Here is a 21,898-nt window from a genome sequence, read left to right as displayed (position 1 = left end):
AGACTCACAACGATAAAATGTATCCCTAAACGTATCCCTAAACATAAATCTACTCCCCCATGCATCACCTAGACCCTGATCCACCAGTTGCCAGTCCCACTGGGGAAAAAGACTCATGCCACTACCTTCAGCTCACGAATGCTGCGCGATTGTGTTGGATCGGATAGTGTTTTGCTCCCCCACATGGAGTCCTTATTCGATGGCCCGAACCAACCCCTCAACGAACCAAGCTTCCGCTCCTCCTATTCGTGTTCAGAACATCCAGAAAGGAATTGAGCGGTTAGGTGAACGCATCAATGAGCTTCAAGCTTTCGATCTGAGTAGCCTTCGCCAGGGTCCAACCGCTGCGCTTAAAGGGTTAGAGGTGTCGATCAGACAGACTCTGGAGCGGTGTTTTGGTGAGAGCTCTACGACTTACAGGGACTTAGAAAGTGCTGCCGTTCTCTCGTGGCGACCAGGCATTGTCAGGAGAGGCGCGCCGTCCCCAGACTATGAAGGTCGGATGAGAAAAAACTTCGAACGGTCTATAGCGCTACTCACCCAAGGTCAGCGGTCGCTCGAGGAAGACTTAGCCGACTACCAGCAGGAAGAGGCCGCTCCCCTTTCAGACCATAGCGCACCGACAGCGCTGTCCAGACAAGTTTTTGTAGTGCACGGCCACGACGATGGGTCTCGCGAGATGGTAGCCCGCTTCCTAGAGAGAATCGGCTTTGACGCCATCATCTTGCATGAGCAGGCCAACCAAGGCCGGACCGTGATCGAGAAGGTGGAGAGATACGGTGGGGTGGGATTTGCTGTAGTACTTCTCACCCCCGATGATGAGGGTTGCGTCAAAGGTGGTACGCCTTCACCCCGTGCTCGCCAGAACGTGATTTTGGAGCTTGGGTATTTCATCGGTCGCCTGGGACGGGGAAGGGTCTGTGCTTTGAAGCGGGGATCGTTGGAAATTCCTAGCGACTACGCGTCCATGCTTGAACCTCTGAAAGAACCCAGGCTACGGGGGCACCTCGGGCGGTGCTGTTGCTCAGCTTCACTGGCAGCGGGAAGGCGTAGCTCGCCGCCATTCGAGAGCTAGGAATAGCTTCAACTTGACCTAGCACCTCACGCACTACATCCGGCAGCGAAAACGACTGGGCAAAGCACAATCGCTCGTAAATGAGATCTCGCTGCCTGAACGTCTCATGGATTACCCGCCTTGCTTGACTGGAATACCCCAAGCCTTCTTCGAGCCAATATGAAGCTGCCTGGTTTATCACATCAAATGCCTGGCGAAAGTACTCACGAAACTCAGGGAAAAGTGCAGCTTCCGCTACAGCATCCTCCATCATTTGGATCTCATCGAGCAGGCTACTGATGTCAGTATTCGCGAGCTCGAACGTGAATTGCTCCAGCTCAGTTTCGGACCAGATCACACCCCATGCCCCCTTGATCGAAAAATGAGCCTGCGCGATAGATGATCGATAAGCTGCCGACAGGGCCGACAGGCAACAGTGGTGCGAAACACCATATAGCGTTGATACACCTGCTTGTCCGCGTGGGCCAGCGATGTGTTACCAGTCCGGAGGCTAGGATTTTCAACGGTTCCACCAGCCTCGAAACACGAGTTACACATGAAACACCCAATTGGTGGCTACGATCCACGAGCATTGACGACCGTAACGCATCGCTGGCTCTCGATGCCTCATGCGTTTCTTGAAGTCTCAAATTTCGCTCGCGATAGCATCTCGGTGGGCAAAGTCGTACGGGGTGATCGCTTCCACTCGATTGGCGTCCAAATAATCTGCCCACCACTGCACCATGAGCCTGCGCTCCTGAATGTGTTCTGCTTTGTGGATATACGCTGCGCGCACTGTGTTTCGCTCCTGATGGCTCATCTGTCGTTCGACGGCGTCTTTACTCCACAACCCCGACTCAACCAGTGCTGAACAAGCCATCGTCCTGAAGCCGTGGCCGCACACCTCTGACTTCGTGTCATACCCCATGCGTCGAAGGGCCTTATTGACGGTGTTTTCGCTCATGGGTTTCCAGTGATGGTGATCACCTGCAAATACCAAGTCGAATCGGCCGGTGAGATCACGGATTCGCTCCAGGACACTAACTGACTGGCGACTGAGCGGGACCAGGTGTGGTGTGCTCATCTTCGAACCGCGATGGGAATTCTTTACGCCCTCGATAGGCGCTCGCTCACCAGGGATTTCCCACATCAACCTCCCCATGTCGATCTCTCCCCAGCGAGCGAATCGGAGCTCACTGGAGCGGATGAATACCAACATGGTCAGCTGCACCGCAAGCTTGGTCAGGCCGCGCCCGCTGTCGGCATCTATCCGCTGAAGAAGCTCAGGTAAGCGTTCGAAGGGCAAAGCAGGCCGGTGCGCTGTTTTGCGGGTGGCCGTGGCGCCTTGCAGATCGATTGCAGGGTTGAAATCCAGATGGCCATGCTGAACCGCCATGCGGAGGATGCCTGTCATGTACTGACGTAGGCGTGCAGCAGTATCCAAAGTATCCCGCTTTTCTGCCGCTTTAAGCGGAACGAGCAGATCTCGTGTTTTCAACTCCGCGACAGGGCGATCACCGAGAGTGGGCAACAGGTGGGATTCAATGCGTCGCCAAACGGTGGAGGCATGACTAGGTGTCCACTTACGAGCGCAAGCCGCATGCCATTCCTGAGCAAGCAAACGGAATGTATTCGCCCGGGCGTTAGCCGCTTCCTGTTTGTCCAAGCGCGCCTGCTCGATGGGGTCTTTCCCAGCAGCAAGGAGTTCAAGCGCCTGAGCGCGTCGCTCCCTGGCCGCTTTCAAGCCGAGCGCCGGATAGTTGCCGAACGTAGCTAAACCATCACGGCCATCAGGTTTGGTGTACTTCATACGCCAGGTCTTGACCCCTGTCGGCTTAACCAGCAGGTAGAGGCCTTTGCCATCGAACAGCTTGTAATCCTTCTCCCGAGGCTTGGCCGCATCACATTTGGGATCGGTGAGAGGCACCACTGTGCGCGCCATAGGGATACGTTTCCTTGTCGAACCGAGATATCCCTAACCATATCCCTAAATCGCGTAGATGCCCAGAGACAAAATGAGACAGACAGAAACAACAAAGCCCGCACTAGGCGGGCTTTGCTGGGTGTTTCGTAGACAGTCATAGACTTCTGGAAACTAGTCTCTGGTGCCGGAGACAGGAATCGAACCTGCGACCTTCGCGTTACGAGTGCGCTGCTCTACCGACTGAGCTACACCGGCGTGTAGCGCAACGTACCACTGCCGCAGCCGTTACGCAAACCCCTGTTTCCCTTCGCTTATTCCCCTACCCTCACGCCCCTTTGCAACCCCGCGGCGCCAGGTCTTCCTCGATGTTGGTGGTGCAACTCCACCCGGTCGCGGTGCGGGTCAGGGTAATGGCTTTGCCAACCACGGTGGCCGGGGCATCGACCAGGGTGCATTCAATCTTCCCGGTGCCATCTGCAGCCTTGCCTTCAGCCGTAATCGCGCAATGCGCCGTCGCCGGCTGCCCGCCCAGCGACCCTACATCCAGCACGTCCTTGCCTTCGTTCAAGCGCAGGTCCATGGGGGGCTTGAGTGACGAGATCTCCAACAGCCCGGCCGCCGCCTTGGTGCGGGACTGGTGGTTGGTGTACATCGGTATGGCGATGGTCGCCAGAATGCCAATGATCGCGACGACGATCATCAGTTCGATCAGGGTGATACCGCGTTGCCCTTTCATGAACGTTTTCCTTGTTTATACGCATACACATTTGGGGTCACTCTCGACCCCAGGCTGGCAGCGGCGCAGTAGGCCTGAACAGACACCTTTTGTCACCCCTCCCCGCCTGGGCGTCACCTTCGCTGAACTACTCTAGTGAGCATCAGGGAAGCACGCCCTCTCATGGGCACGGCAAGCTGTTTCCAAGCTTGTCGCTCGGGCAAAAAAGGACCTTTGCATGAACCATTCGATACGCCTCTACGCCTGGCAGGGCACCGACGCCAATGGCCTGGCTGTTAACGGGCAAACGCCTGGGCGTAGCCCGGCTTATGTGCGCGCGGGGTTGCTGCGCCAGGGCATTCTGGTGGCCAGCTTGCGGCCGGCCGGTGGCCTGGTGTGGCGGTGGCCGAAGCGGCCTGAGAAAACCGACTCGGCGGGCTTCAGCCGGCAACTGGCGACCTTGCTCAAAGCCGGGGTGCCGTTGCTGCAGGCGTTCGAGGTGATGGGGCGCAGTGGGTGTGATGCGGGGCAGGCGGCGTTGCTGGTGCGATTGAAACAGGATGTGGCGTCGGGGCTGGGGCTGGCGGATGCGCTGCAGCGCCACCCGGGGTGGTTCGATACGTTGTACTGCAACTTGGTGCGGGTGGGTGAACAGTCCGGCACGCTCGATCGGCAGCTTGAGCAGTTGGCGGGGATGCTGGAGCAGCGTTTGGCCCTGCACAAGAAGGTGCGCAAGGCGATGATCTATCCGCTGCTGTTGTTGTTGACCGGGCTGGGGGTTTCGGCGGTTTTGTTACTGGAGGTGATCCCGCAGTTTCAGAATCTGTTCGCGGGGTTTGATACGGCGCTGCCGGCTTTTACGCAGTGGGTCATCGACTTGTCCACAGGGCTGGGGCGTTATGCGCCGCTGTTGCTGATCAGTATGGCGCTGCTGGGTTTGGCGGGGCGCCAGCTTTACCGCCAGCATGCGCCGGCGCGTCTGTGGATATCTCAGCAGGTGTTGGGCCTGCCGGTGTTCGGCAAGCTTTTGGCGCAGGCGGCGATGGCGCGCTTTGCGCGCAGCCTGGCTACGTCGTATGCCGCTGGGGTGCCGCTGCTGGATGCCATGGGGACGGTGGCCAAGGTGAGTGGTGGCGAGCTGCATGAGCAGGCGATTTTGCGGTTACGCCAAGGCATGGCCAATGGGCAGGGGCTGAACCAGGCGATGGCAGCCGAGCCGCTGTTCCCGCCGCTGCTGGTGCAGCTGGTGGCCATTGGTGAGTCCAGTGGCACGCTGGACACGATGCTGGAAAAAGCCGCCAGCCATTACGAAGAACAGGTCAGCCAGGCGCTGGAGCAGTTGACCAGCCTGCTGGAGCCCGCCATCGTGCTGATCCTGGGCCTGTTGGTTGGCGGCCTGGTGGTGGCGATGTACCTGCCGATCTTCCAGCTGGGTAGTTTGATCTGAACATGACTTTATGGACCTTCCTGGCAATGCAGCCGGCTTACTTCATCATCCTGGCGACGGTGCTCGGGCTGTTGGTGGGCAGTTTTCTCAATGTGGTGGTGTATCGCCTGCCGATCATGCTGGACCGCCAGTGGCAGCGTGAGGCACAAGAAGTGCTGGGGTTGCCGGTGGCCGAGCACGCGCGTTTCGACCTGTGCCTGCCGGCCTCGCAGTGCACGCAGTGCGGGCATCGGATTCGGGCGTGGGAAAACGTCCCGGTCCTCAGCTACTTGGCGTTGCGCGGGCGCTGTTCTGCCTGCAAACACCGCATCAGCGCGCGTTACCCGTTGGTCGAGTTGGGCTGTGCGCTGCTGTCGATGGTGGTGGCCTGGCGCTGCGGGGCCAGCGTCGAGGCATTGACGCTTCTGCCGCTGACGTGGGGGTTGCTGGCCCTGAGCCTGATTGACTATGACCAACAACTGCTGCCCGACGCTATCGTGCTGCCAGAGCTCTGGCTTGGGTTGATCGTCAATTATTTCGGGGTAGTGGTGCCCTTGCCCGATGCGGTGTGCGGCGCCGTGGTCGGCTACCTCACCCTGTGGACGGTGTACTGGCTGTTCAAACTGGTGACCGGCAAAGAAGGCATGGGCTATGGCGATTTCAAGCTGTTGGCACTGATCGGCGCCTGGGGTGGCTGGCAGGTGCTGCCGCTGACATTGCTGCTGTCGTCGGTGGTGGGGGCGTTGGTGGGCGTGTGTCTGCTGCGTGTACGCAAGCATTCCATCGGTACCGCCATGCCGTTTGGCCCTTATCTGGCCATTGCGGGGTGGATTGCCGTGCTCTGGGGTGATGAAATATACGCCTCTTACATGCAACTGCTTGGATTCTGATGACCACTGCAGCTTTCACCCCCTGGATTCTCGGCCTGACCGGCGGCATCGGCAGCGGCAAGAGTGCCGCCGCCGAGCGCTTCGTCGAGCTTGGCGTGCACCTGGTCGATGCCGACCAGGCCGCGCGTTGGGTGGTTGAGCCTGGTCGCCCGGCGCTGGCGAGTATTGTCGAGCGCTTCGGCCCCGGCGTGCTGCTGGACGACGGCCAGCTCGACCGCGCCGCCTTGCGCCAGCTGATTTTCGCCGACCCCGCCCAGCGCCAATGGCTGGAAGCGCTGCTGCACCCACTGATCGGGCAGGAAATCTTTAGCTACCTGGCCAAGGCGCAATCGCCTTATGCCGTGTATGTGTCACCCTTGCTGATCGAGTCTGGCCAATATCGCAAGACCCAACGCGTGTTGGTGATTGATGCACCGCAGGCGTTGCAGGTGCAACGCACCCTGCAACGGGACAACACCAGCCCTGAGCAGGTGCAGGCCATTCTGCAGGCCCAGTTGGCCCGCGACGAGCGCCTGCGCCATGCCGACGATGTAGTGGTCAATGACCGCGACCTTGCCGCGTTGCACGAGCAGATCGACCGTCTGCATCACTTTTACCTGACTTTACGAGGAGGCCAGCCATGAGCCAGCCATTGACCGTCGATTGCCCGACCTGTGGCGCACCTGTGGAATGGAACGAGAAAAGCGCGTTCCGGCCGTTTTGCTCTGATCGCTGCAAGCTGATCGACCTGGGGGCCTGGGCGGCCGAGGAGCACAAGATCGCGGGTTCGGAAGAGTCCGAAGATGAGCTGTATTCCGGGGACCTGGAGCCGCGGCACTAAGCTGATCCCTGGGTTGCTGTGAGGCCCATTCGCGGGCAAGCCCGCTCCCACATGATTTGCGCAGACCCAAAAGTTAGCGCCACACCTGTGGGAGCTGGCTTGCCGGCGATGAGGCCGGAACAATCAATAGAAGCCAGTTACTGCCACAGGGGCCTCACCACCACTCACTGGTCATCCTTCCACGGCGCCTGCAGATACCGTGTACGGTTGAACGTTTCCAGCCACTCCGGGCAAAACACCACCAGCGCACTGATCACCATGCCGTTGATGAACGCCTCGGGGAACATCATCAGCCACAGGTAGCCCACAAAATCACTCAGCCACTCGGGCATGGCAAAACGCCCGTCCAGCCACAAAATCCCCAACCCGGCCAACACACACACCAGCACCGTCAGCGCCGCCGGAAAAAACCCTGAACAAAAGATATACACAAACAGGTTTCGCGGTTGCGCGCGCTCGACCGCGAGGGCGCACAGTTCGGTAATCAGCACCGGCAAGCCAATCAACAGCAGGCCGTTGACGCCTAAAGCCGCCAGGTCCTGGCGCCCCAGCGCCAGCAACCCCAGCTGCGCAAGAAAGCCCCCCAGCACCGCCAGCGGCCAGTCCAGCAGCAGAGTGACGGCCGTCATGCCAATGAAGTGATACGACACGCCGGTGTCAAAATCGCGCCTGACCAGCCACAGGGCAAACAGGCAGAACACCGTACCAAACAGCAGATGCTGACGACGCCGGTCGCTGAACAGCTCCACCCAGCGGGCGCGGCTGGCGGCCCAGAGCAACAGTGGCACGTAACCAAGCCAGCCCAGCGTGAGGCTGGTGCTGGACAACACCTGTGCACTGATCACCTGACGAATACCCCTCTCTCCCCTGTGGATAAAAGTGAGTCTACACCCATTCTCCGTTTCATCCGGCTGCTGTAGGCTGGCGCCTCCCCGCAATGCAGGACGCATTCAAAATGTCGGAAGGAATCAACCTCACCCTGCTGCTCGCAGCAGTGCTCAACGCTGTGATCGGCCTTTTGCACCTGGCTATTATCGTGGTCGGCCCGCGTTGGTACCGCTTGTTCGGTGCAGGCGAGCGTATGGCCGTGGCGGCGGAAAAAGGGCGTTGGTATCCGGCACTGATTACAGCGGCCATCGCAGTGGTGTTGCTGATCTGGTCGGCTTACGCACTGTCCGCAGCCGGCTTGATCGGGCGCCTGCCGTTGCTGCTTCCGGCCATCTGCCTGATCACCCTGGTCTACCTGGCGCGGGGGCTGCTTGGGCCGTGGCTGTTGGCTGGCACCGGGCGTACGCGGCGCTTTATCGTGGTCAGCTCGCTGATCTGCCTGGGGTTTGGCTTGGTGCATCTACTGGGTGTGGTGCAGCAATGGCCGGTGCTGGGCTGATTTCTACGCACAAACAGCATCTTACCGTCATCGATTAGCGTCTAAGCTTGTCTGCATGGATGACTCAGACTACCTGCGCCTGCTTACCATCCAGGCCGAACAAGCCAATGCCTTTCTCTCCAATGCACGCAAATGGGAGCGTGAGCGTTGGGTATGCCAACGCCTACTGCAAGGGTTGAACATTCCCTACCGCAGCGAAGACTTCACCCCGGCCGGGCAGGAGCCGCCGGACGTGCTGTTCCGCGATGCGGCATTCGAGGTGTTTTTCGTACTGGACGAAGGCCGTCGCCTGAACGATGAGTGGCGCGAAGAGCTGCAACGCCGGCGCAGCGCGTTTTCCCTGGCCCAACTGGTGCGCCGCGAGGCACGCCCGCGGCGGATCAGTGCCACCGAATTGCTGGTGCGCCTGGCCCCGACCTTGCGCAAGAAGGCGCACAACTATAGGGAACGTGGGCTGGAGCTGAACGAGCTGGACATCATCGCGTTCGCCAGCCTCAAGCGCGAAGTGCTCGACCTCAACACCCACTTCCCGCCGCCCACCGAATACCTGCGCCAGGGTTGGCGCTCGCTGTCGCTGGTCGGCCCGACATTCGCCCGTGTGTTGTTCGCCCACCCCGATGCGCCAGACTTCCTGCGCGCCAACCTAGGGCGCAGCATTGTCTTCGATGTAGGCATCAGTCTTTGATCCAGTGCCGAGAGTCTTTGCGATGGCGTACACTCGGCGCCAGAGATAGAAAGCATTATCATTTGTTTCAAGCGCTTGCCTGAACGCTGTAGCGTTTGCGCAGTCACAAACGTCTATCTGACGAGGCCCACCATGACCAGCCGCCTGAATCCAGAAGATCAGCGTCGTGTCGATGAGTATCTACGCGCCCCCCAGCACCAAGTCGAGCGCAGGCCCTTCCGGCCATGGCTGCTCCTTGTACTGGTGGTGGCCGTGACCATTGGTCTGGGCCTCATAAGCCGCCTGTTGAGTGGACTGGTGCTATGAGCCGCCTCGCGCTCGCCCTCCCCTCATACCGTGTGCGGCCGGCCCCAAGGGCCACGAATTCCGTAAACCTTATGAGATATCCCCATGACTCATCGCATCGTGATTGTCGGCGGCGGCGCCGGCGGCCTGGAACTGGCGACCCGCCTGGGTAAAAGCCTGGGCAAGCGCAAGCACGCCGACATCACCCTGGTCGACGCCAACCTGACGCACATCTGGAAGCCGCTGCTGCACGAAGTGGCGGCCGGCTCGCTGAACTCCTCGGAAGATGAACTGAACTACGTGGCCCAGGCCAAGTGGAACCACTTCAACTTCCAACTGGGGCGCATGAGCGGCCTGGACCGTGAAGGCAAGCAGATCCAACTGGCCGCCACCCTCGATGAAGAGGGCCGCGAGCTGGTGCCTGCGCGCACCCTGAGCTACGACACCCTGGTCATCGCCGTGGGCAGCAACACCAACGACTTCGGCACCCTGGGCGCGGCGCAGCACTGCCTGTTCCTGGACACCCGCAAGCAAGCCGAGCGCTTCCACCAGCAACTGCTCAACCACTACTTGCGCGCCCACGCCGGTGACGTGGCCAGCGAGAAAATCAGCGTGGCCATCGTCGGCGCCGGTGCCACTGGCGTGGAGCTTGCGGCCGAGCTGCACCACGCCGCGCACGAGCTGGCAGCCTATGGCCTGGACCGCATCCAGCCCAAGGACATGCACATCACCCTGATCGAGGCGGGCCCACGGGTTTTGCCTGCACTGCCTGAGCGCATCAGCGTGCCGGTGCACAAGACCCTGGAAAAACTTGGGGTGAAGGTGATGACCAATGCGGCGGTCAGCGAAGTGACCGAGGATGGGATGAAAACCAAGGACGGTGAAGTGATCCAGGCCAGCCTCAAGGTGTGGGCGGCCGGTATCCGTGCGCCCGGCTTCCTCAAGGACATCGATGGCCTGGAAACCAACCGCATCAACCAACTGGTGGTGCGCCCTACCCTGCAGACCACCCGCGATGACAACATCTTTGCCTTCGGTGACTGCGCCGCGTGCCCGCAACCGGGTAGCGATCGCAATGTGCCGCCACGGGCCCAGGCTGCACATCAACAGGCGTCGATGCTGGCGCAAAGCCTGAAGGCGCGGCTGGAGAACAAGGCGCTGCCGACTTACGCGTACAAGGACTACGGTTCGTTGGTGTCGCTGTCGCGCTTCTCGGCGGTGGGTAACCTGATGGGCAACCTGATGGGGAGCGTGAAGCTGGAGGGCTGGTTGGCGCGAATGTTCTATGTGTCGCTGTACCGGATGCACCAGATGGCGCTGTACGGGTTCTTCCGCACGGCGATGATGATGCTGGGTAGCAAGATTGGGCGCGGTACAGAGCCGCGGTTGAAGCTGCACTGAAGAATGCTGGGGGGCGCTTTGCGCCCCTTTCGCGGCACAAGGCCGCTCCCACAAGAGCCCACCATTTCAGATGATTGCGGTTCCTGTGGGAGCGGCCTTGTGCCGCGAAAGGCCTGCACAGCAGGCCCAGAGATTGTTCAGATAAAACCGAGACAAAAGAAAAAGGGCATCTCAGTCGAGATGCCCTCTTTACATGGTGGGTCGTGTAGGATTCGAACCTACGACCAATTGGTTAAAAGCCAACTGCTCTACCAACTGAGCTAACGACCCTGAAAATGGTCGGGGTGAGGGGATTCGAACTCCTGACATCCTGCTCCCAAAGCAGGCGCGCTACCGGACTGCGCTACACCCCGAGATTGGCTCCGCGACCTGGACTCGAACCAGGGACCCAATGATTAACAGTCATTTGCTCTACCGACTGAGCTATCGCGGAACTGAACTTCGGTACATCTTTACTGCTTCGAAGCCTGTGTTAGCTTCGAACTCTTTAGCTTCTTCGCTTTCGCTTTGTCGCTGCTGAGGCCGGCTATTCTACATTCTTCGTTTTGCTTGTCAACCACTTTTTTTCATTCAACTTACTGATTTCTAAGTTGTTTTGCTAACACCGATGTTCCTGGTGATTCGCTTAGTGCCTGACAACGCGGCGTATATTAGGGGCACTCTTAAATCCGTGCAAGCGTTTTTTTCAAAAATTTCAGCAAGTTATGAAAAAAACTGGCGAGGCCCCGATTTTACGGGGTTTGGGCGGGTCTCTTCGCGGGTAAACCCGCTCCTACGGGGCTCTATGGTGGCGGCAGAAACGCTGCGCCCATAAAAAAGCCCCGCAGATGCGGGGCTAGTTTTTGCAGCGGATGGATCAGGCAAACACGATTTCTTCGCCTTCTACTTCGGCAGTGATCGCCGAACCCGGCATGAATTTGCCGGCCAGGATCATTTGCGCCAGCGGGTTCTCGATCCAGCGCTGAATCGCACGCTTCAGTGGCCGTGCGCCATACACCGGGTCGTAACCCACCGCGATCAGCTTGTCCAACGCCTCTGGGCTCAAGCTAAGCGACAGTTCGCGCTCCAGCAGGCGGCTACGCAGGCGTCCCAGCTGGATCTCAGTGATGCCGGCGATCTGGTCACGGCCCAATGGCTCGAACACCACCACTTCGTCGACCCGGTTGATGAACTCCGGACGGAAGTGCGAACCCACCGCATCCATCACCGCCGCACGCTGTGCCTCACGATCACCGACCAGTTCCTGGATCTGCGCGGAGCCCAGGTTGGAGGTCATCACGATCACCGTGTTGCGGAAGTCCACGGTACGGCCGTGGCTGTCAGTCAATCGGCCATCCTCAAGCACCTGCAGCAGCACGTTGAACACGTCCGGGTGCGCCTTCTCCACCTCGTCGAGCAGCACCACCGAATAAGGCTTGCGCCGTACCGCTTCGGTCAGGTAACCGCCCTCCTCGTACCCTACATAGCCTGGTGGTGCGCCGATCAGGCGAGCCACGGAGTGCTTCTCCATGAACTCGGACATGTCGATGCGCACCATCGCCTCTTCCGTGTCGAACAGGAACTCGGCCAAGGCCTTGCACAGCTCGGTCTTACCCACACCGGTCGGGCCGAGGAACATGAACGAACCACTTGGCCGGTTCGGGTCGGACAACCCGGCGCGGGAGCGGCGTACGGCGTTGGCCACGGCGGTGACGGCTTCGTGCTGACCGATCACGCGCTGGTGCAGCAAGTCTTCCATCTTCAGCAGCTTCTCGCGCTCGCCTTCGAGCATCTTGGCAACCGGGATGCCGGTCCACTTGGACACCACTTCGGCAATCTCTTCCTCGGTGACCTTGTTGCGCAGCAGCTGGTTTTCCGACTTGCCGTGCTGGTCGACCATCTGCAGGCTGCGCTCCAGGTCCGGGATTACCCCGTACTGCAGCTCGGCCATGCGGCTCAGGTCGCCTTTACGACGGGCGGCTTCCAGCTCCTGGCGGGCCTGCTCGATCTTTTGCTGAATCTGCGCCGAGCCTTGCACTTCGGCTTTCTCGGAGGCCCAGATCTCTTCGAGGTCGGAATACTCACGCTCCAGCCGCTCGATTTCCTCGTGCAGTTTTTCCAGGCGCTTCTTCGCGGCTTCGTCTTCTTCTTTCTTCAGTGCCTGGGATTCCACCTTCAACTGGATCAGGCGACGGTCCAGACGGTCGAGCACCTCGGGCTTGGAGTCGATTTCCATCCGAATGCGGCTGGCCGCTTCGTCGATCAGGTCAATGGCCTTGTCCGGCAACTGGCGGTCAGTGATGTAGCGATGGCTGAGCTTGGCCGCCGCAATAATCGCGCCGTCGGTGATGGCCACCTTGTGGTGCACTTCGTAGCGTTCTTTCAGGCCGCGCAGGATGGCGATGGTGTCTTCCTCGCTCGGCTCCTCCACCAGTACCTTCTGGAAGCGCCGCTCCAGGGCGGCGTCCTTCTCGATGTACTGGCGGTACTCGTTGAGCGTGGTGGCGCCAACGCAGTGCAGCTCGCCACGGGCCAGGGCCGGCTTGAGCATGTTGCCCGCGTCCATGGCGCCCTCGCCTTTACCGGCGCCGACCATGGTGTGCAGTTCGTCGATGAACAGGATGATCTGGCCTTCCTGCTTGGACAGCTCGTTAAGCAGCGACTTCAGGCGCTCTTCGAACTCGCCTCGGTACTTGGCACCGGCGATCAGGGCCCCCATGTCCAGCGCCAGCAGGCGCTTGCCTTTAAGGCCGTCGGGCACTTCGCCGTTGATGATGCGCTGGGCCAGGCCTTCGGCGATGGCGGTTTTACCCACGCCAGGTTCACCGATCAGCACCGGGTTGTTCTTGGTACGCCGTTGCAGCACCTGCACGGTACGGCGGATTTCGTCGTCGCGGCCGATCACCGGGTCGAGCTTGCCCTCTTCGGCACGCTTGGTCAGGTCGACCGTGTACTTGTCCAGGGCCTGGCGCGACTCTTCGGCGTTGGGGTCGTTGACCGCCGCGCCGCCACGCAGGTTATTGATGGCGTTTTCCAGGGCCTTCTTGGTCACGCCCTGGCTCAACAGCAGTTTGCCGAGCTTGCTGTTCTCGTCCATGGCGGCGAGCAGCACCAGCTCGCTGGAGATGAACTGGTCGCCCTTCTGCTGGGCCAGGCGGTCGGCCTGGTTGAGCAGGCGCGCCAGGTCCTGGGACATGTTCACGTCGCCAGTGGGGTTCTGGATTTTCGGCAGTTGGTCGAGTTCTTTCACCAGTGCCTGACGCAGGCTGTTGATGTCGAAGCCGACCTGCATCAGCAGCGGCTTGATCGACCCGCCCTGCTGTTCAATCAGTGCCTGCACCAGGTGCAGGGGCTCGATGGCAGGGTGGTCCATGCCTACGGCGAGGGACTGAGCGTCGGATATGGCTAATTGAAGCTTGCTGGTTAAACGGTCTATTCGCATGAGAGTACCTTCCTGTTAGGGCAGGTCGGAGCGATGGACAGCGCCTTTAATGAAGAAACCTGCCAGAGATGACCAATAGATAAGGGTGATTCTGGAAGATTCAAGCGTAGCGGGGTTGACCGGGGTCAGCCTTTGGAATGCTGGGGGCGCTGTGCGGCCCCAGTTTCTTGAATTCAGCGAGGTTGCAGCCACACCAGTGAAACAAACCGCCCACCCTGCGGTGTACGGCGATAGGAGAAGAACCGCTGATCGCTGACCGTGCAAAAGCCACCGCCATAAACGGCAGTAACGCCACGGGCAGCCAGGCGAATTCGCGCCAGCGCATAGATGTCGGCCATCAGCTTGCCCGGCCGCGCGCCCTCGACAAAGGCATTGGCGGCCTCCGGGTGCACGGCGGTAAAGGCATCACGCACTTCCAGCCCCACTTCGAACGCCTGCGGGCCAATGGCCGGTCCCAACCAGACCAATACCTCTTCAGGTGGCAGGGCCAAACGGTCGAGGGTGGCTTCCAGCACCCCGCCCGCCAACCCGCGCCAGCCGGCGTGGGCGGCGGCCACACGGGTACCCGCTCGGTCACAGAACAGCGCGGGGAGGCAATCGGCAGTCATCACAGTACAGGCAATGCCAGGCTGGTCGGTCCAGCTGGCGTCGGCCTCGGCCACCACGGCCGGGTCGGCATCCGCCACCACCAGGCCATGCACTTGCTTGAGCCAGGCAGGCTGGATCGCGAACTCGTCGCTCAGACGGCGGCGGTTCTCGGCAACCGCGACTGGGTCATCACCGACGTGATCACCCAGGTTGAACGCTTCATAGGGCGGCAGGCTGACGCCGCCCTGACGCGTGGTGACACAAGCGCGAACCGAGGCCGGGGCCGGCCAGTCAGGAAACAGCAGCGCCTGCGTCAGACCCTTCATCCGATAAAGCTCTCGCGGTCTTCGTTCAACAACGTCAGCAACCAGAGGAAGTCATCCGGCAACGGCGATTCCCACTTCATGACTTCACCGGTAATCGGGTGGGCCAACGCGAGGAAACGCGCATGCAGCGCCTGACGCGGGAAGGTCTTGACCGCCTCGACCATGGTTGGGCTGGCAGCCGGCGGAATGCGGAAGCGCCCACCGTACGTCTGGTCGCCGACCAGTGGGAAACCAACATGGGCCATGTGCACACGAATCTGGTGGGTCCGGCCGGTTTCCAGCTTGACCCGCACGTGGGTGTGCGAGCGGAAGCGCTTGAGCACACGGTAGTGGCTGACCGCCGGCTTGCCGCCGTCGGTGACCGCCATGCGCTGGCGCATGCCGCCGTGGCGACCGATCGGGGCGTCGATCTTGCCGCCGGAGGTCACCACACCAATCACGATGCACTCATAAATGCGGCTGACTTTGCGACTTTGCATTTGCTCGACCAGCCTGGTCTGCGCTTGCAACGTCTTGGCCACCACCATCAGACCGGTGGTGTCCTTGTCCAAGCGGTGGACAATACCGGCGCGCGGCACATTGATGATGTCTGGCACGTGGTGCAGCAGTGCATTGAGCAAGGTACCGCTGGCATGGCCGGCAGCCGGGTGCACAACCAGCCCGGCAGGCTTGTTGATCACCATGATATGGTCGTCTTCGTAGACGATATCCAGGTCGATGTCTTCTGCGATCCACTCGCCCTGGGCCTCTTGTTCGGCCTCCAGGACAAGCACAGAGCCACCATAGACGGTGTCTCGAGGGCGCACCACGGCACCATCGACCGTCAGGCGGCCCTCTTTGATCCACGTAGTAAGCCGCGAACGCGAGTACTCGGCGAACAATTGGGCGGCGACCTGGTCGAGGCGTTGACCGCCCAGATCGGACGGTACCTCTGCGCTAAGTTGAATGATCTCGGACATGCTCGATTCGGCGGGCGCACAGCCTTTGGTTTCGGCTGCGAGCTTGTGGTTAAATACGGCTTCTTTTGTCCCGGGGTTGGCCGGGGCGCTCATCATAACAGGACGGCACCGCCCAAGACAGCGGCCGTCAAAGGGACGCAAGCCGCCATGCGAGTGAAACACCTGCTGCTGATCGCCATCCTCGGGCTTACCGCGGCCTGTTCCTCTAATAAGGAAGTCATTGACGAGAACCTCAGCGAAGCCGAGCTTTACCAGCAGGCTCAGGCTGACCTGGACAATTCCAGCTACACCAGCGCCGTGAACAAGCTCAAGGCCCTGGAATCGCGCTACCCGTTCGGCCGCTACGCCGACCAGGCGCAGCTCGAGCTGATCTACGCCAACTACAAGAACACCGAGCCGGAGGCCGCCAAGTCCGCCGCCGAGCGTTTCATCCGCCTGCACCCGCAGCACCCGAACGTCGACTACGCCTACTACCTCAAGGGCCTGACGTCGTTTGACCAGGACCGTGGCTTGCTGGCGCGCTTCCTGCCGCTGGACATGACCAAGCGTGACCCGGGTGCCGCCCGCGACTCGTACAACGAGTTCGCCCAGCTGACCAGCCGCTTCCCGAACAGCCGCTACGCGCCGGACGCCAAGCAGCGCATGATCTACCTGCGCAACCTGCTGGCCTCCTATGAAATCCACGTGGCCGACTACTACCTGGGCCGCCAGGCTTATGTAGCAGCCGCCAACCGTGGCCGCTACGTGGTCGAAAACTTCCAGGAAACGCCGTCGGTCGGCGACGGCCTGGCGATCATGGTCGAGGCGTACCAGAAGATGCACCTGGACGAGCTGGCTGCCACCAGCCTGGAAACCCTCAAGCTCAACTACCCTGACCACCCAAGCCTGGTCGATGGCGAGTTCCAGCCCAAGCAGACCGAGTCTGACGGCCGTGGCTGGCTGTCCAAGGCGACCCTGGGCTTGATCGAAACCGAGACCCCGTTGCCACCGGGCGAGACCCGCGCCAACCAGGACGTGGTCAAGCAGTTCCAGGACGCTCGCGCCGAGATGCCGCAAGAGCTGCTGCCGAAGGACGAAAATGGCGATGTGATCCTGCCGGAAGGCCCGAAAGAAGCCGAGCAGGACCGTTCGTGGTTCAGCTACATGACCTTTGGCCTGTTTGACTGAGTGTGTGGATAAATAGAAAGGGAGGCCTGAGGCCTCCCTTTTTTATTGACTGCGCCCTAGACTGTCGCCTTCTTCATTCGACAAGCTGGACACCATGGTTCGCCTACTTTTCTGGATCGCCCTGATCGCCGCCGCGTTCTGGCTGTGGCGCAAGTTCAAGATCAGCCAGCAATCGCACTCTGAGCCGAAGCTCGACGACCCGCTGAAGATGGTGCGCTGCGCCCATTGCGGCGTGCACCTGCCTAATGACCGGGCGTTGAAGCTGGGCAAGGATTGGTATTGCAGCCAAGCGCACCTTGAACAGGGGCCGGGGCAATCGCGCTGAGGCGGGATTCGGTGAAGGGGGGGCGCTGCGCGCCCCAATCGCGACGCAAGGCCGCGCCTACATGCACAGCGTAATCGCCGGTAGGAGCGGCCTTGTGTCGCGAAAGGCCCGCAAAGCGGGCCCGGCACTCTCAGCCCAAACGCCCTGCCGGCGCATACGGCGCCGGGTCGATGATCGGCTCAGCCCCGATCAGCAAATCGACAAACAGCTGGCAAGACGCTGGCGCCAGCACCAGGCCATTGCGGTAATGCCCGCAATTGAGCCACAACCCTTCATGCCCAGGCACTGGCCCTATGTACGGGATGCCTTCCGGCGAGCCAGGTCGCAGCCCCGCCCAATGCCCCACCACCGTGGCCCGTGCCAGCTCCGGCAGCAGCTCGACCGCCGAAGCCTTGAGGCTCTCCAGCGCCTGCTCGGTTGGGGTCTTGTCGTAGCCGGCATGCTCCAGCGTACTGCCCACTAGAATGTGCCCGTCGCGGCGCGGAATCGCGTAGCGCCCCTTCGCCAGCACCATGCTCGGCAAGAAGTCTTCGGCACACTTGAACAGAATCATCTGGCCCTTCACCGGCTCCACCGGCAGCTCCAGGCCAAGCGTGCGCAGCAGATCGCCGCTCCAGGCACCTGCGCTCAATACCACTTCATCGGCATCGATCACGCCGTCTGCCGTCTGCACGCCGGTGACGCGCTCACCCTCATGGCGGAAGCCAGTGACCTGGCAGTGTTCACGCAGGCTCACGTTAGGGAGCGCCAGCAAGGCCGCTTTGAGCGACTTCACCAAGCGCGGATTGCGCACGTTGGCCACGCCCGCCATGTAAATGGCGCGCTTGAAACCAGGCCCCAGCACCGGCACCGCGTCATAGGCGGCCGAGATATCCACAGCACTGAGCGGGCGCCGCTCGCGCTCGGCCCAGGCCAGCGCCTCGGCTTCATCGTCCAGGTCCAGCCAATACAGCCCGGTGGTATGCACCTGCGGATCGATGCCCGTAGCAGCGAACAGGTGCTCGCCCAGCTGTGGATAAAAATCCTGGGACCAGTGCGCCAGGGCGGTTACCGCCGGGCTGTAGCGCCATGGGTACAACGGCGAGACGATGCCGCCACCGGCCCAGGACGACTCGCGGCCAACCTCACCTTGGTCGCAGACCACTACCTGCCCGACGTTCGCCGCCAGGTTGAACGCCGTCAGCAGGCCAATAACCCCACCGCCGACCACCACTACTTGCTTGCTCATCTGTCGATCCAAACACCTGAAGTAAAACCGCGATGCGCCGGGCATCATTCATGCTTCAGCTTCCCCAACACTGCTCGCTGCCGTCCAGGCGGCCCGGATTCCTGCGCACGCCGCTTTGATCAAGCTGAAAATCACCGCAGCGATCATCGGCCATCAGGCCATTGGGCAGCCGCCTCGCGCTCAGCGTGAAGGTATCGCTGCCACGTTGGGCCTGCAGGCTGTAATGACGGTTGGCAGTGGGCAATGCCAGCTCGCCCTCGGCGTATTGGCCCGTGCGCACGCGGTGGCGCTCCAGGCGCAAGGCGGCGTCATGCAGCAGGCCAACCACTTCGCTGCGTGCGGCTCGCTTGAGCTGGTCGCTGTAACTGGGGTAGGCAATGGCTGCCAGAATGCCGGTCACGGCCACGACAATCAACAATTCGATCAGGCTCAGGCCTTGCTGCATGTCAGGGTTCCCTCAATCTTTGTCGCCAGAGGATGCGCCGCACCTCACCGCCCGACAGGGCATACACCGCTTCCAGTACATGCCGCGACTCGGCTTGCCGGCTGACGGCAGTCACCCTGAACAAGGTGGCCTGCTGGCCCTCGGGCAAGTGCACGACGCGCTCGCTTGTGCCAAGGTTCTGCACGTGGAAGAAGCCGCTTTCGCTGCCCTGCCAGCCGCCCTGCAAGGCGTGCGGGCGTTGTGGTGGTTGGCAGGGCTTGCACACCGGGGGCGTTGCCTGCGTTAGCTGCGCAGCAGCCAGCAGCAGTGTCTGTTCGGCTTGCTCAAGTGCCTTGAGCCCATCACGCCAGTAGCCGGTCATGCGTGTTTCCACCAACGCATCGCGCAGGGCCGAGGCCGCGAGCAGGCCAAGCAGCGCGCTCAGTACCAGCGCTAACAGCAACACCACGCCGCGTTGGCGCTTCATAACTCGGCCACTGGGTTGCGCAGCGCCACACTCAGCACATGCTGCTGTTCGATGCCCAGGGTGGGTTCGTACAGGGTCAAGTGCACATCCACCCGCCCGCCTTGCGGTGTCTCGACAAGCGCCACACGCATCTCGCGCACATGGTCGACCAACGGTTGCGGGCTACCTCGTCGCCGGAACTTCAACGTGCCCTCCTCCAGTACATAGACGTGCCGGCTGATAGGGAACGCCAACAGCTGTCCGCTGCTTTCAGCTCGTCCCTTGTACACGTGGGCCTCGTCAGTGCAGTTGGTCAGCAGCGTCCAGCCTGGAGCACCGGTATGCCCAGGCAGCTCAGCAACCACCAGACTCAGGCTGGTGGGGCCTACTTGCAGTGGGTGGGCGAAGGCTTGGCGCGCTGCCGGGTCTTTGAAATCGCCGGGCTGCAAACGCAGGCAACCGAACATGCCGGCCATGCGAATGTCCTGGGCCATGCGTTGCAAGGCCAACCGGGCATCACCCTGCAGCCGTGCGGCCACACCCTGCAGACGCCAGGTTTCATGGGCAGACACAAACAGCTGGCTGGCTGCTGCCAGCAGCAGCAAACCGATGGCGAGCGCCAGCACCACTTCGAGCAAGCCAAAACCGCGCTGTGCGTGGTTCATCGCTGCACCTGCCGCTCGCCTGCTGCCCTGGTTTGCTCTCGCTGTGTGTGCACCAACAAGGCGGCCTGCGCGTCGTGCCGTGCGGCCTCGGTTGCCTGCAATGCGCGCACCTGCAGGGCTGCTGCGGCAAACATGCCCACGGCCACCACCACCATGGCCAGCAGTACCTCCAGAAGCGTCATGCCCCGTTCCATCGTTCGCATCCCTGCGCCCCTACGACTTTTCCTGCAGCTGATTACTCGCCGGGCGACTGGATCAATTGCCCTGCGACGTTGAAGCTGAAGCGAAGCACTTCCAGGGAGAAATGCACGGTGCGGCAACAGGGTGCAACACTGATACAAATGATGTTGGCGCTGGCCATGGCGGCCGTTCTGACACAGCTGGGGATGCCTGCCTACACTGGCATCTCTGACGACTTACACAGCGCAGCCGCAGCACGGGACCTCGCGCAGGCGCTGCGCAGTGCGCGCAGCCACGCATTGCTGCAAGGCCAGGCGGTGCTGGTGCAACCCATAGAAGGCGATTGGGGAAAGGGGTGGCGTGCGGTGCTTGAGCACAATCAGCAGGTGCTGCGTGAACACCGTTTGTCGCGACCGCTGAAAATTGCCCACAACACCCGGGGGCAAGTGAGGTTCAGTGCATTGGGGGTTCCGCTGGGGCTCAACAATGCAACCCTGGAAATATGCGAGCGCTCCTCCCCCACCGGCCAGCATCACGTAGTGCTGTCAACCAGCGGCAGGGTCAGCCTGCGCACGGGTGAGCCCGAGAGGGGCTCACTGTGCGCACGTGCCTGATCAGATCAGCGAACGAACCCGCAGCTCTTTAGGCATCGAGAACGTGATGTTCTCCTCGCGCCCATCGAGCTCTTCGGCGCCAGAAGCGCCCCACGCCTTGAGCTGCTCGATCACGCCACGCACCAGCACTTCCGGTGCAGAAGCGCCCGCAGTGATGCCGATGCGGGCCGCGTCACCAAACCAGCTGCGCTGCAGGTCCTCGGCACCATCGATCAGGTACGCAGGGGTACCCATGCGCTCGGCCAGTTCACGCAGGCGGTTGGAGTTGGAGCTGTTCGGGCTGCCGACCACCAGTACCACGTCACATTCGCCGGCCAGTTGCTTGACGGCATCCTGGCGGTTCTGGGTGGCGTAGCAGATGTCGTCCTTGCGCGGGCCACCGATGTTCGGGAAGCGCGCACGCAGGGCATCGATGACACGGCTGGTGTCATCCATCGACAGCGTGGTCTGGGTCACGAAGGCCAAGTGGTCCGGGTCGCGCACCTGCAGCTTGGCGACATCCTGCTCGTCTTCGACGAGGTAGATGGCGCCGCCGTTGCTGGCGTCGTACTGCCCCATGGTGCCTTCGACTTCAGGGTGGCCTGCGTGGCCGATGAGGATGCATTCACGGCCGTCGCGGCTGTACTTGGCCACCTCGATGTGCACCTTGGTGACCAGCGGGCAGGTGGCATCGAACACCTTAAGACCACGCCCGGCCGCTTCCTGGCGCACGGCCTGGGAAACACCGTGGGCGCTGAAGATGACGATGACGTCGTCAGGTACCTGCTCCAGCTCTTCGACGAAGATGGCACCGCGGTTGCGCAGGTCTTCGACCACGAACTTGTTGTGCACCACTTCGTGACGCACGTAGATCGGCGGGCCAAAGACTTCCAGGGCACGGTTGACGATCTCGATCGCCCGGTCGACCCCCGCGCAAAAACCGCGAGGGTTGGCGAGTTTGATTTGCAT

At 61.3% G+C, this 21,898-nt stretch carries 24 protein-coding genes, 4 tRNA genes and 2 pseudogenes; 12 read left to right on the top strand and 18 right to left on the bottom strand.

Annotated elements, in window-relative coordinates; translation table 11 throughout:
• Positions 1-115: 115 nt before the first annotated feature.
• Positions 116-904, top strand: a pseudogene (locus ACSSU5_RS14055) (TIR domain-containing protein); the annotation flags it as partial.
• Between the two features lie 46 nt (positions 905-950).
• Here the strand turns inward: ACSSU5_RS14055 and ACSSU5_RS14050 are convergent.
• From ACSSU5_RS14050 to ACSSU5_RS14035, 4 genes and pseudogenes are all read right to left on the bottom strand, one after another.
• Positions 951-1,046, bottom strand: a pseudogene (locus ACSSU5_RS14050) (helix-turn-helix transcriptional regulator); the annotation flags it as partial.
• 654 nt (positions 1,047-1,700) lie between these two features.
• Entirely contained in the window at positions 1,701-2,996 is a 1,296-nt protein-coding gene (locus ACSSU5_RS14045; RefSeq protein WP_492559122.1) for a tyrosine-type recombinase/integrase, read from the bottom strand.
• A gap of 161 nt (positions 2,997-3,157) precedes the next feature.
• A tRNA-Thr gene (locus ACSSU5_RS14040) sits at positions 3,158-3,233 on the bottom strand.
• Positions 3,234-3,303: 70 nt separating this feature from the next.
• Positions 3,304-3,714, bottom strand: coding sequence for a pilin (locus ACSSU5_RS14035; RefSeq protein ID WP_492559121.1), 411 nt, complete (start codon positions 3,712-3,714; stop codon positions 3,304-3,306).
• A 217-nt stretch (positions 3,715-3,931) separates the two neighbouring features.
• On the opposite strand from ACSSU5_RS14035, the gene ACSSU5_RS14030 reads away from it, so the two are divergent.
• From ACSSU5_RS14030 to yacG, 4 genes are read left to right on the top strand one after another with little or no spacing between them, the layout of a single operon-like run.
• Positions 3,932-5,140: a type II secretion system F family protein gene (locus tag ACSSU5_RS14030; protein ID WP_492559120.1), complete on the top strand. Its 1,209-nt coding sequence runs from the start codon at positions 3,932-3,934 to the stop codon at positions 5,138-5,140.
• 2 nt (positions 5,141-5,142) lie between these two features.
• Complete coding sequence (locus ACSSU5_RS14025; protein WP_492559119.1) at positions 5,143-6,009, top strand: prepilin peptidase; 867 nt, start codon at positions 5,143-5,145, stop codon at positions 6,007-6,009.
• Positions 6,009-6,632: a dephospho-CoA kinase gene (gene coaE, locus ACSSU5_RS14020; RefSeq protein ID WP_264310390.1), complete on the top strand. Its 624-nt coding sequence runs from the start codon at positions 6,009-6,011 to the stop codon at positions 6,630-6,632. Before ACSSU5_RS14025 ends, coaE begins: the two co-directional genes overlap by 1 nt.
• The gene (gene yacG, locus ACSSU5_RS14015; protein WP_027594560.1) at positions 6,629-6,829 is read left to right on the top strand and encodes a DNA gyrase inhibitor YacG; all 201 of its coding nucleotides are present in this window, start codon (positions 6,629-6,631) and stop codon (positions 6,827-6,829) included. Before coaE ends, yacG begins: the two co-directional genes overlap by 4 nt.
• Positions 6,830-6,993: 164 nt before the next feature.
• On the opposite strand, the gene ACSSU5_RS14010 is transcribed toward yacG, so the two are convergent.
• Complete coding sequence (locus ACSSU5_RS14010; protein WP_264310391.1) at positions 6,994-7,674, bottom strand: energy-coupling factor ABC transporter permease; 681 nt, start codon at positions 7,672-7,674, stop codon at positions 6,994-6,996.
• Between the two features lie 110 nt (positions 7,675-7,784).
• Between ACSSU5_RS14010 and ACSSU5_RS14005 the strand changes: the two genes are divergently transcribed.
• The 4 genes from ACSSU5_RS14005 to ACSSU5_RS13990 all read left to right on the top strand — a co-directional run bounded on the left by ACSSU5_RS14005 (position 7,785) and on the right by ACSSU5_RS13990 (position 10,587).
• The gene (locus tag ACSSU5_RS14005; RefSeq protein ID WP_492559118.1) at positions 7,785-8,216 is read left to right on the top strand and encodes a hypothetical protein; all 432 of its coding nucleotides are present in this window, start codon (positions 7,785-7,787) and stop codon (positions 8,214-8,216) included.
• A gap of 55 nt (positions 8,217-8,271) precedes the next feature.
• Entirely contained in the window at positions 8,272-8,901 is a 630-nt protein-coding gene (locus ACSSU5_RS14000) for a DUF1780 domain-containing protein (protein WP_264310393.1), read from the top strand.
• 132 nt (positions 8,902-9,033) lie between these two features.
• Positions 9,034-9,207, top strand: coding sequence for a DUF3094 family protein (locus ACSSU5_RS13995; RefSeq protein WP_013970765.1), 174 nt, complete (start codon positions 9,034-9,036; stop codon positions 9,205-9,207).
• Positions 9,208-9,291: 84 nt separating this feature from the next.
• Complete coding sequence (locus ACSSU5_RS13990) at positions 9,292-10,587, top strand: NAD(P)/FAD-dependent oxidoreductase (RefSeq protein WP_264310394.1); 1,296 nt, start codon at positions 9,292-9,294, stop codon at positions 10,585-10,587.
• 194 nt (positions 10,588-10,781) lie between these two features.
• Here the strand turns inward: ACSSU5_RS13990 and ACSSU5_RS13985 are convergent.
• From ACSSU5_RS13985 to rluD, 6 genes are all read right to left on the bottom strand, one after another.
• Positions 10,782-10,857: transfer RNA gene (locus ACSSU5_RS13985), tRNA-Lys, on the bottom strand.
• 6 nt (positions 10,858-10,863) lie between these two features.
• A tRNA-Pro gene (locus ACSSU5_RS13980) sits at positions 10,864-10,940 on the bottom strand.
• 4 nt (positions 10,941-10,944) lie between these two features.
• Positions 10,945-11,020, bottom strand: a tRNA-Asn gene (locus tag ACSSU5_RS13975).
• Between the two features lie 423 nt (positions 11,021-11,443).
• Positions 11,444-14,008, bottom strand: a complete 2,565-nt coding sequence (clpB, locus tag ACSSU5_RS13970; protein WP_264310395.1) for an ATP-dependent chaperone ClpB — start codon at positions 14,006-14,008, stop codon at positions 11,444-11,446.
• Positions 14,009-14,181: 173 nt separating this feature from the next.
• A complete protein-coding gene (pgeF, locus tag ACSSU5_RS13965; protein ID WP_492559117.1) occupies positions 14,182-14,922 on the bottom strand; it encodes a peptidoglycan editing factor PgeF in 741 nt (246 codons plus the stop codon).
• On the bottom strand, positions 14,919-15,881 hold the full coding sequence (gene rluD / locus ACSSU5_RS13960; RefSeq protein ID WP_492559116.1) for a 23S rRNA pseudouridine(1911/1915/1917) synthase RluD: 963 nt from the start codon (positions 15,879-15,881) through the stop codon (positions 14,919-14,921). Before rluD ends, pgeF begins: the two co-directional genes overlap by 4 nt.
• 147 nt (positions 15,882-16,028) lie before the next feature.
• Here rluD and ACSSU5_RS13955 point away from each other — a divergent pair, with 147 nt between their 5' ends.
• Together ACSSU5_RS13955 and ACSSU5_RS13950 are read left to right on the top strand one after the other, a co-directional pair.
• Positions 16,029-17,048, top strand: coding sequence for an outer membrane protein assembly factor BamD (locus ACSSU5_RS13955; protein WP_492559115.1), 1,020 nt, complete (start codon positions 16,029-16,031; stop codon positions 17,046-17,048).
• 94 nt (positions 17,049-17,142) lie between these two features.
• Entirely contained in the window at positions 17,143-17,373 is a 231-nt protein-coding gene (locus ACSSU5_RS13950; RefSeq protein WP_264310398.1) for a PP0621 family protein, read from the top strand.
• Between the two features lie 130 nt (positions 17,374-17,503).
• Here the strand turns inward: ACSSU5_RS13950 and thiO are convergent, their stop codons facing one another.
• From thiO to ACSSU5_RS13920, 6 genes are read right to left on the bottom strand one after another with little or no spacing between them, the layout of a single operon-like run.
• Positions 17,504-18,601 carry a glycine oxidase ThiO gene (gene thiO / locus ACSSU5_RS13945; protein ID WP_492559114.1) on the bottom strand — a complete coding sequence of 366 codons (1,098 nt, stop codon included), beginning with the start codon at positions 18,599-18,601 and terminating at the stop codon, positions 17,504-17,506.
• Between the two features lie 55 nt (positions 18,602-18,656).
• Positions 18,657-19,046: a type IV pilin protein gene (locus tag ACSSU5_RS13940; RefSeq protein WP_492559113.1), complete on the bottom strand. Its 390-nt coding sequence runs from the start codon at positions 19,044-19,046 to the stop codon at positions 18,657-18,659.
• Position 19,047: 1 nt separating this feature from the next.
• Positions 19,048-19,512: a hypothetical protein gene (locus tag ACSSU5_RS13935; RefSeq protein ID WP_492559112.1), complete on the bottom strand. Its 465-nt coding sequence runs from the start codon at positions 19,510-19,512 to the stop codon at positions 19,048-19,050.
• Positions 19,509-20,156 carry a PilW family protein gene (locus ACSSU5_RS13930; protein ID WP_264310402.1) on the bottom strand — a complete coding sequence of 216 codons (648 nt, stop codon included), beginning with the start codon at positions 20,154-20,156 and terminating at the stop codon, positions 19,509-19,511. The genes ACSSU5_RS13935 and ACSSU5_RS13930 overlap by 4 nt, the downstream gene beginning before the upstream one ends.
• Positions 20,153-20,359 carry a prepilin-type N-terminal cleavage/methylation domain-containing protein gene (locus ACSSU5_RS13925; protein WP_264310403.1) on the bottom strand — a complete coding sequence of 69 codons (207 nt, stop codon included), beginning with the start codon at positions 20,357-20,359 and terminating at the stop codon, positions 20,153-20,155. The genes ACSSU5_RS13930 and ACSSU5_RS13925 overlap by 4 nt, the downstream gene beginning before the upstream one ends.
• A gap of 32 nt (positions 20,360-20,391) precedes the next feature.
• Positions 20,392-20,517, bottom strand: coding sequence for a hypothetical protein (locus tag ACSSU5_RS13920; protein ID WP_264314020.1), 126 nt, complete (start codon positions 20,515-20,517; stop codon positions 20,392-20,394).
• On the opposite strand from ACSSU5_RS13920, the gene ACSSU5_RS13915 reads away from it, so the two are divergent.
• On the top strand, positions 20,468-20,950 hold the full coding sequence (locus tag ACSSU5_RS13915; protein WP_264310404.1) for a GspH/FimT family pseudopilin: 483 nt from the start codon (positions 20,468-20,470) through the stop codon (positions 20,948-20,950). The genes ACSSU5_RS13920 and ACSSU5_RS13915 overlap by 50 nt on opposite strands.
• On the opposite strand, the gene ispH is transcribed toward ACSSU5_RS13915, so the two are convergent.
• Entirely contained in the window at positions 20,951-21,898 is a 948-nt protein-coding gene (gene ispH, locus ACSSU5_RS13910; protein WP_264310405.1) for a 4-hydroxy-3-methylbut-2-enyl diphosphate reductase, read from the bottom strand.

This window comes from Pseudomonas sp. E1MeOHC2 (assembly GCF_058745025.1).
The sequence above is the reverse complement of the archived record's forward strand: the minus strand, read 5'-3'. Positions and strand labels throughout refer to the sequence as shown.

Bases quoted from the DNA above. Each gene is read 5' to 3' on its own strand.
- ACSSU5_RS13940 (WP_492559113.1), bottom strand. From the start codon at position 19,046: ATGCAGCAAGGCCTGAGCCTGATCGAATTGTTGATTGTCGTGGCCGTG.
- coaE (WP_264310390.1), top strand. From the start codon at position 6,009: ATGACCACTGCAGCTTTCACCCCCTGGATTCTCGGCCTGACCGGCGGC.
- clpB (WP_264310395.1), bottom strand. From the start codon at position 14,008: ATGCGAATAGACCGTTTAACCAGCAAGCTTCAATTAGCCATATCCGAC.
- ispH (WP_264310405.1), bottom strand. From the start codon at position 21,898: ATGCAAATCAAACTCGCCAACCCTCGCGGTTTTTGCGCGGGGGTCGAC.
- ACSSU5_RS13990 (WP_264310394.1), top strand. From the start codon at position 9,292: ATGACTCATCGCATCGTGATTGTCGGCGGCGGCGCCGGCGGCCTGGAA.
- ACSSU5_RS13930 (WP_264310402.1), bottom strand. From the start codon at position 20,156: ATGAACCACGCACAGCGCGGTTTTGGCTTGCTCGAAGTGGTGCTGGCG.
- ACSSU5_RS13935 (WP_492559112.1), bottom strand. From the start codon at position 19,512: ATGAAGCGCCAACGCGGCGTGGTGTTGCTGTTAGCGCTGGTACTGAGC.
- pgeF (WP_492559117.1), bottom strand. From the start codon at position 14,922: ATGAAGGGTCTGACGCAGGCGCTGCTGTTTCCTGACTGGCCGGCCCCG.
- rluD (WP_492559116.1), bottom strand. From the start codon at position 15,881: ATGTCCGAGATCATTCAACTTAGCGCAGAGGTACCGTCCGATCTGGGC.
- ACSSU5_RS14030 (WP_492559120.1), top strand. From the start codon at position 3,932: ATGAACCATTCGATACGCCTCTACGCCTGGCAGGGCACCGACGCCAAT.
- ACSSU5_RS13995 (WP_013970765.1), top strand. From the start codon at position 9,034: ATGACCAGCCGCCTGAATCCAGAAGATCAGCGTCGTGTCGATGAGTAT.
- ACSSU5_RS13955 (WP_492559115.1), top strand. From the start codon at position 16,029: ATGCGAGTGAAACACCTGCTGCTGATCGCCATCCTCGGGCTTACCGCG.
- ACSSU5_RS13925 (WP_264310403.1), bottom strand. From the start codon at position 20,359: ATGCGAACGATGGAACGGGGCATGACGCTTCTGGAGGTACTGCTGGCC.
- thiO (WP_492559114.1), bottom strand. From the start codon at position 18,601: ATGAGCAAGCAAGTAGTGGTGGTCGGCGGTGGGGTTATTGGCCTGCTG.
- ACSSU5_RS14045 (WP_492559122.1), bottom strand. From the start codon at position 2,996: ATGGCGCGCACAGTGGTGCCTCTCACCGATCCCAAATGTGATGCGGCC.
- ACSSU5_RS14005 (WP_492559118.1), top strand. From the start codon at position 7,785: ATGTCGGAAGGAATCAACCTCACCCTGCTGCTCGCAGCAGTGCTCAAC.
- ACSSU5_RS13920 (WP_264314020.1), bottom strand. From the start codon at position 20,517: ATGGCCAGCGCCAACATCATTTGTATCAGTGTTGCACCCTGTTGCCGC.
- ACSSU5_RS14025 (WP_492559119.1), top strand. From the start codon at position 5,143: ATGACTTTATGGACCTTCCTGGCAATGCAGCCGGCTTACTTCATCATC.
- ACSSU5_RS13950 (WP_264310398.1), top strand. From the start codon at position 17,143: ATGGTTCGCCTACTTTTCTGGATCGCCCTGATCGCCGCCGCGTTCTGG.
- ACSSU5_RS14035 (WP_492559121.1), bottom strand. From the start codon at position 3,714: ATGAAAGGGCAACGCGGTATCACCCTGATCGAACTGATGATCGTCGTC.
- yacG (WP_027594560.1), top strand. From the start codon at position 6,629: ATGAGCCAGCCATTGACCGTCGATTGCCCGACCTGTGGCGCACCTGTG.
- ACSSU5_RS14000 (WP_264310393.1), top strand. From the start codon at position 8,272: ATGGATGACTCAGACTACCTGCGCCTGCTTACCATCCAGGCCGAACAA.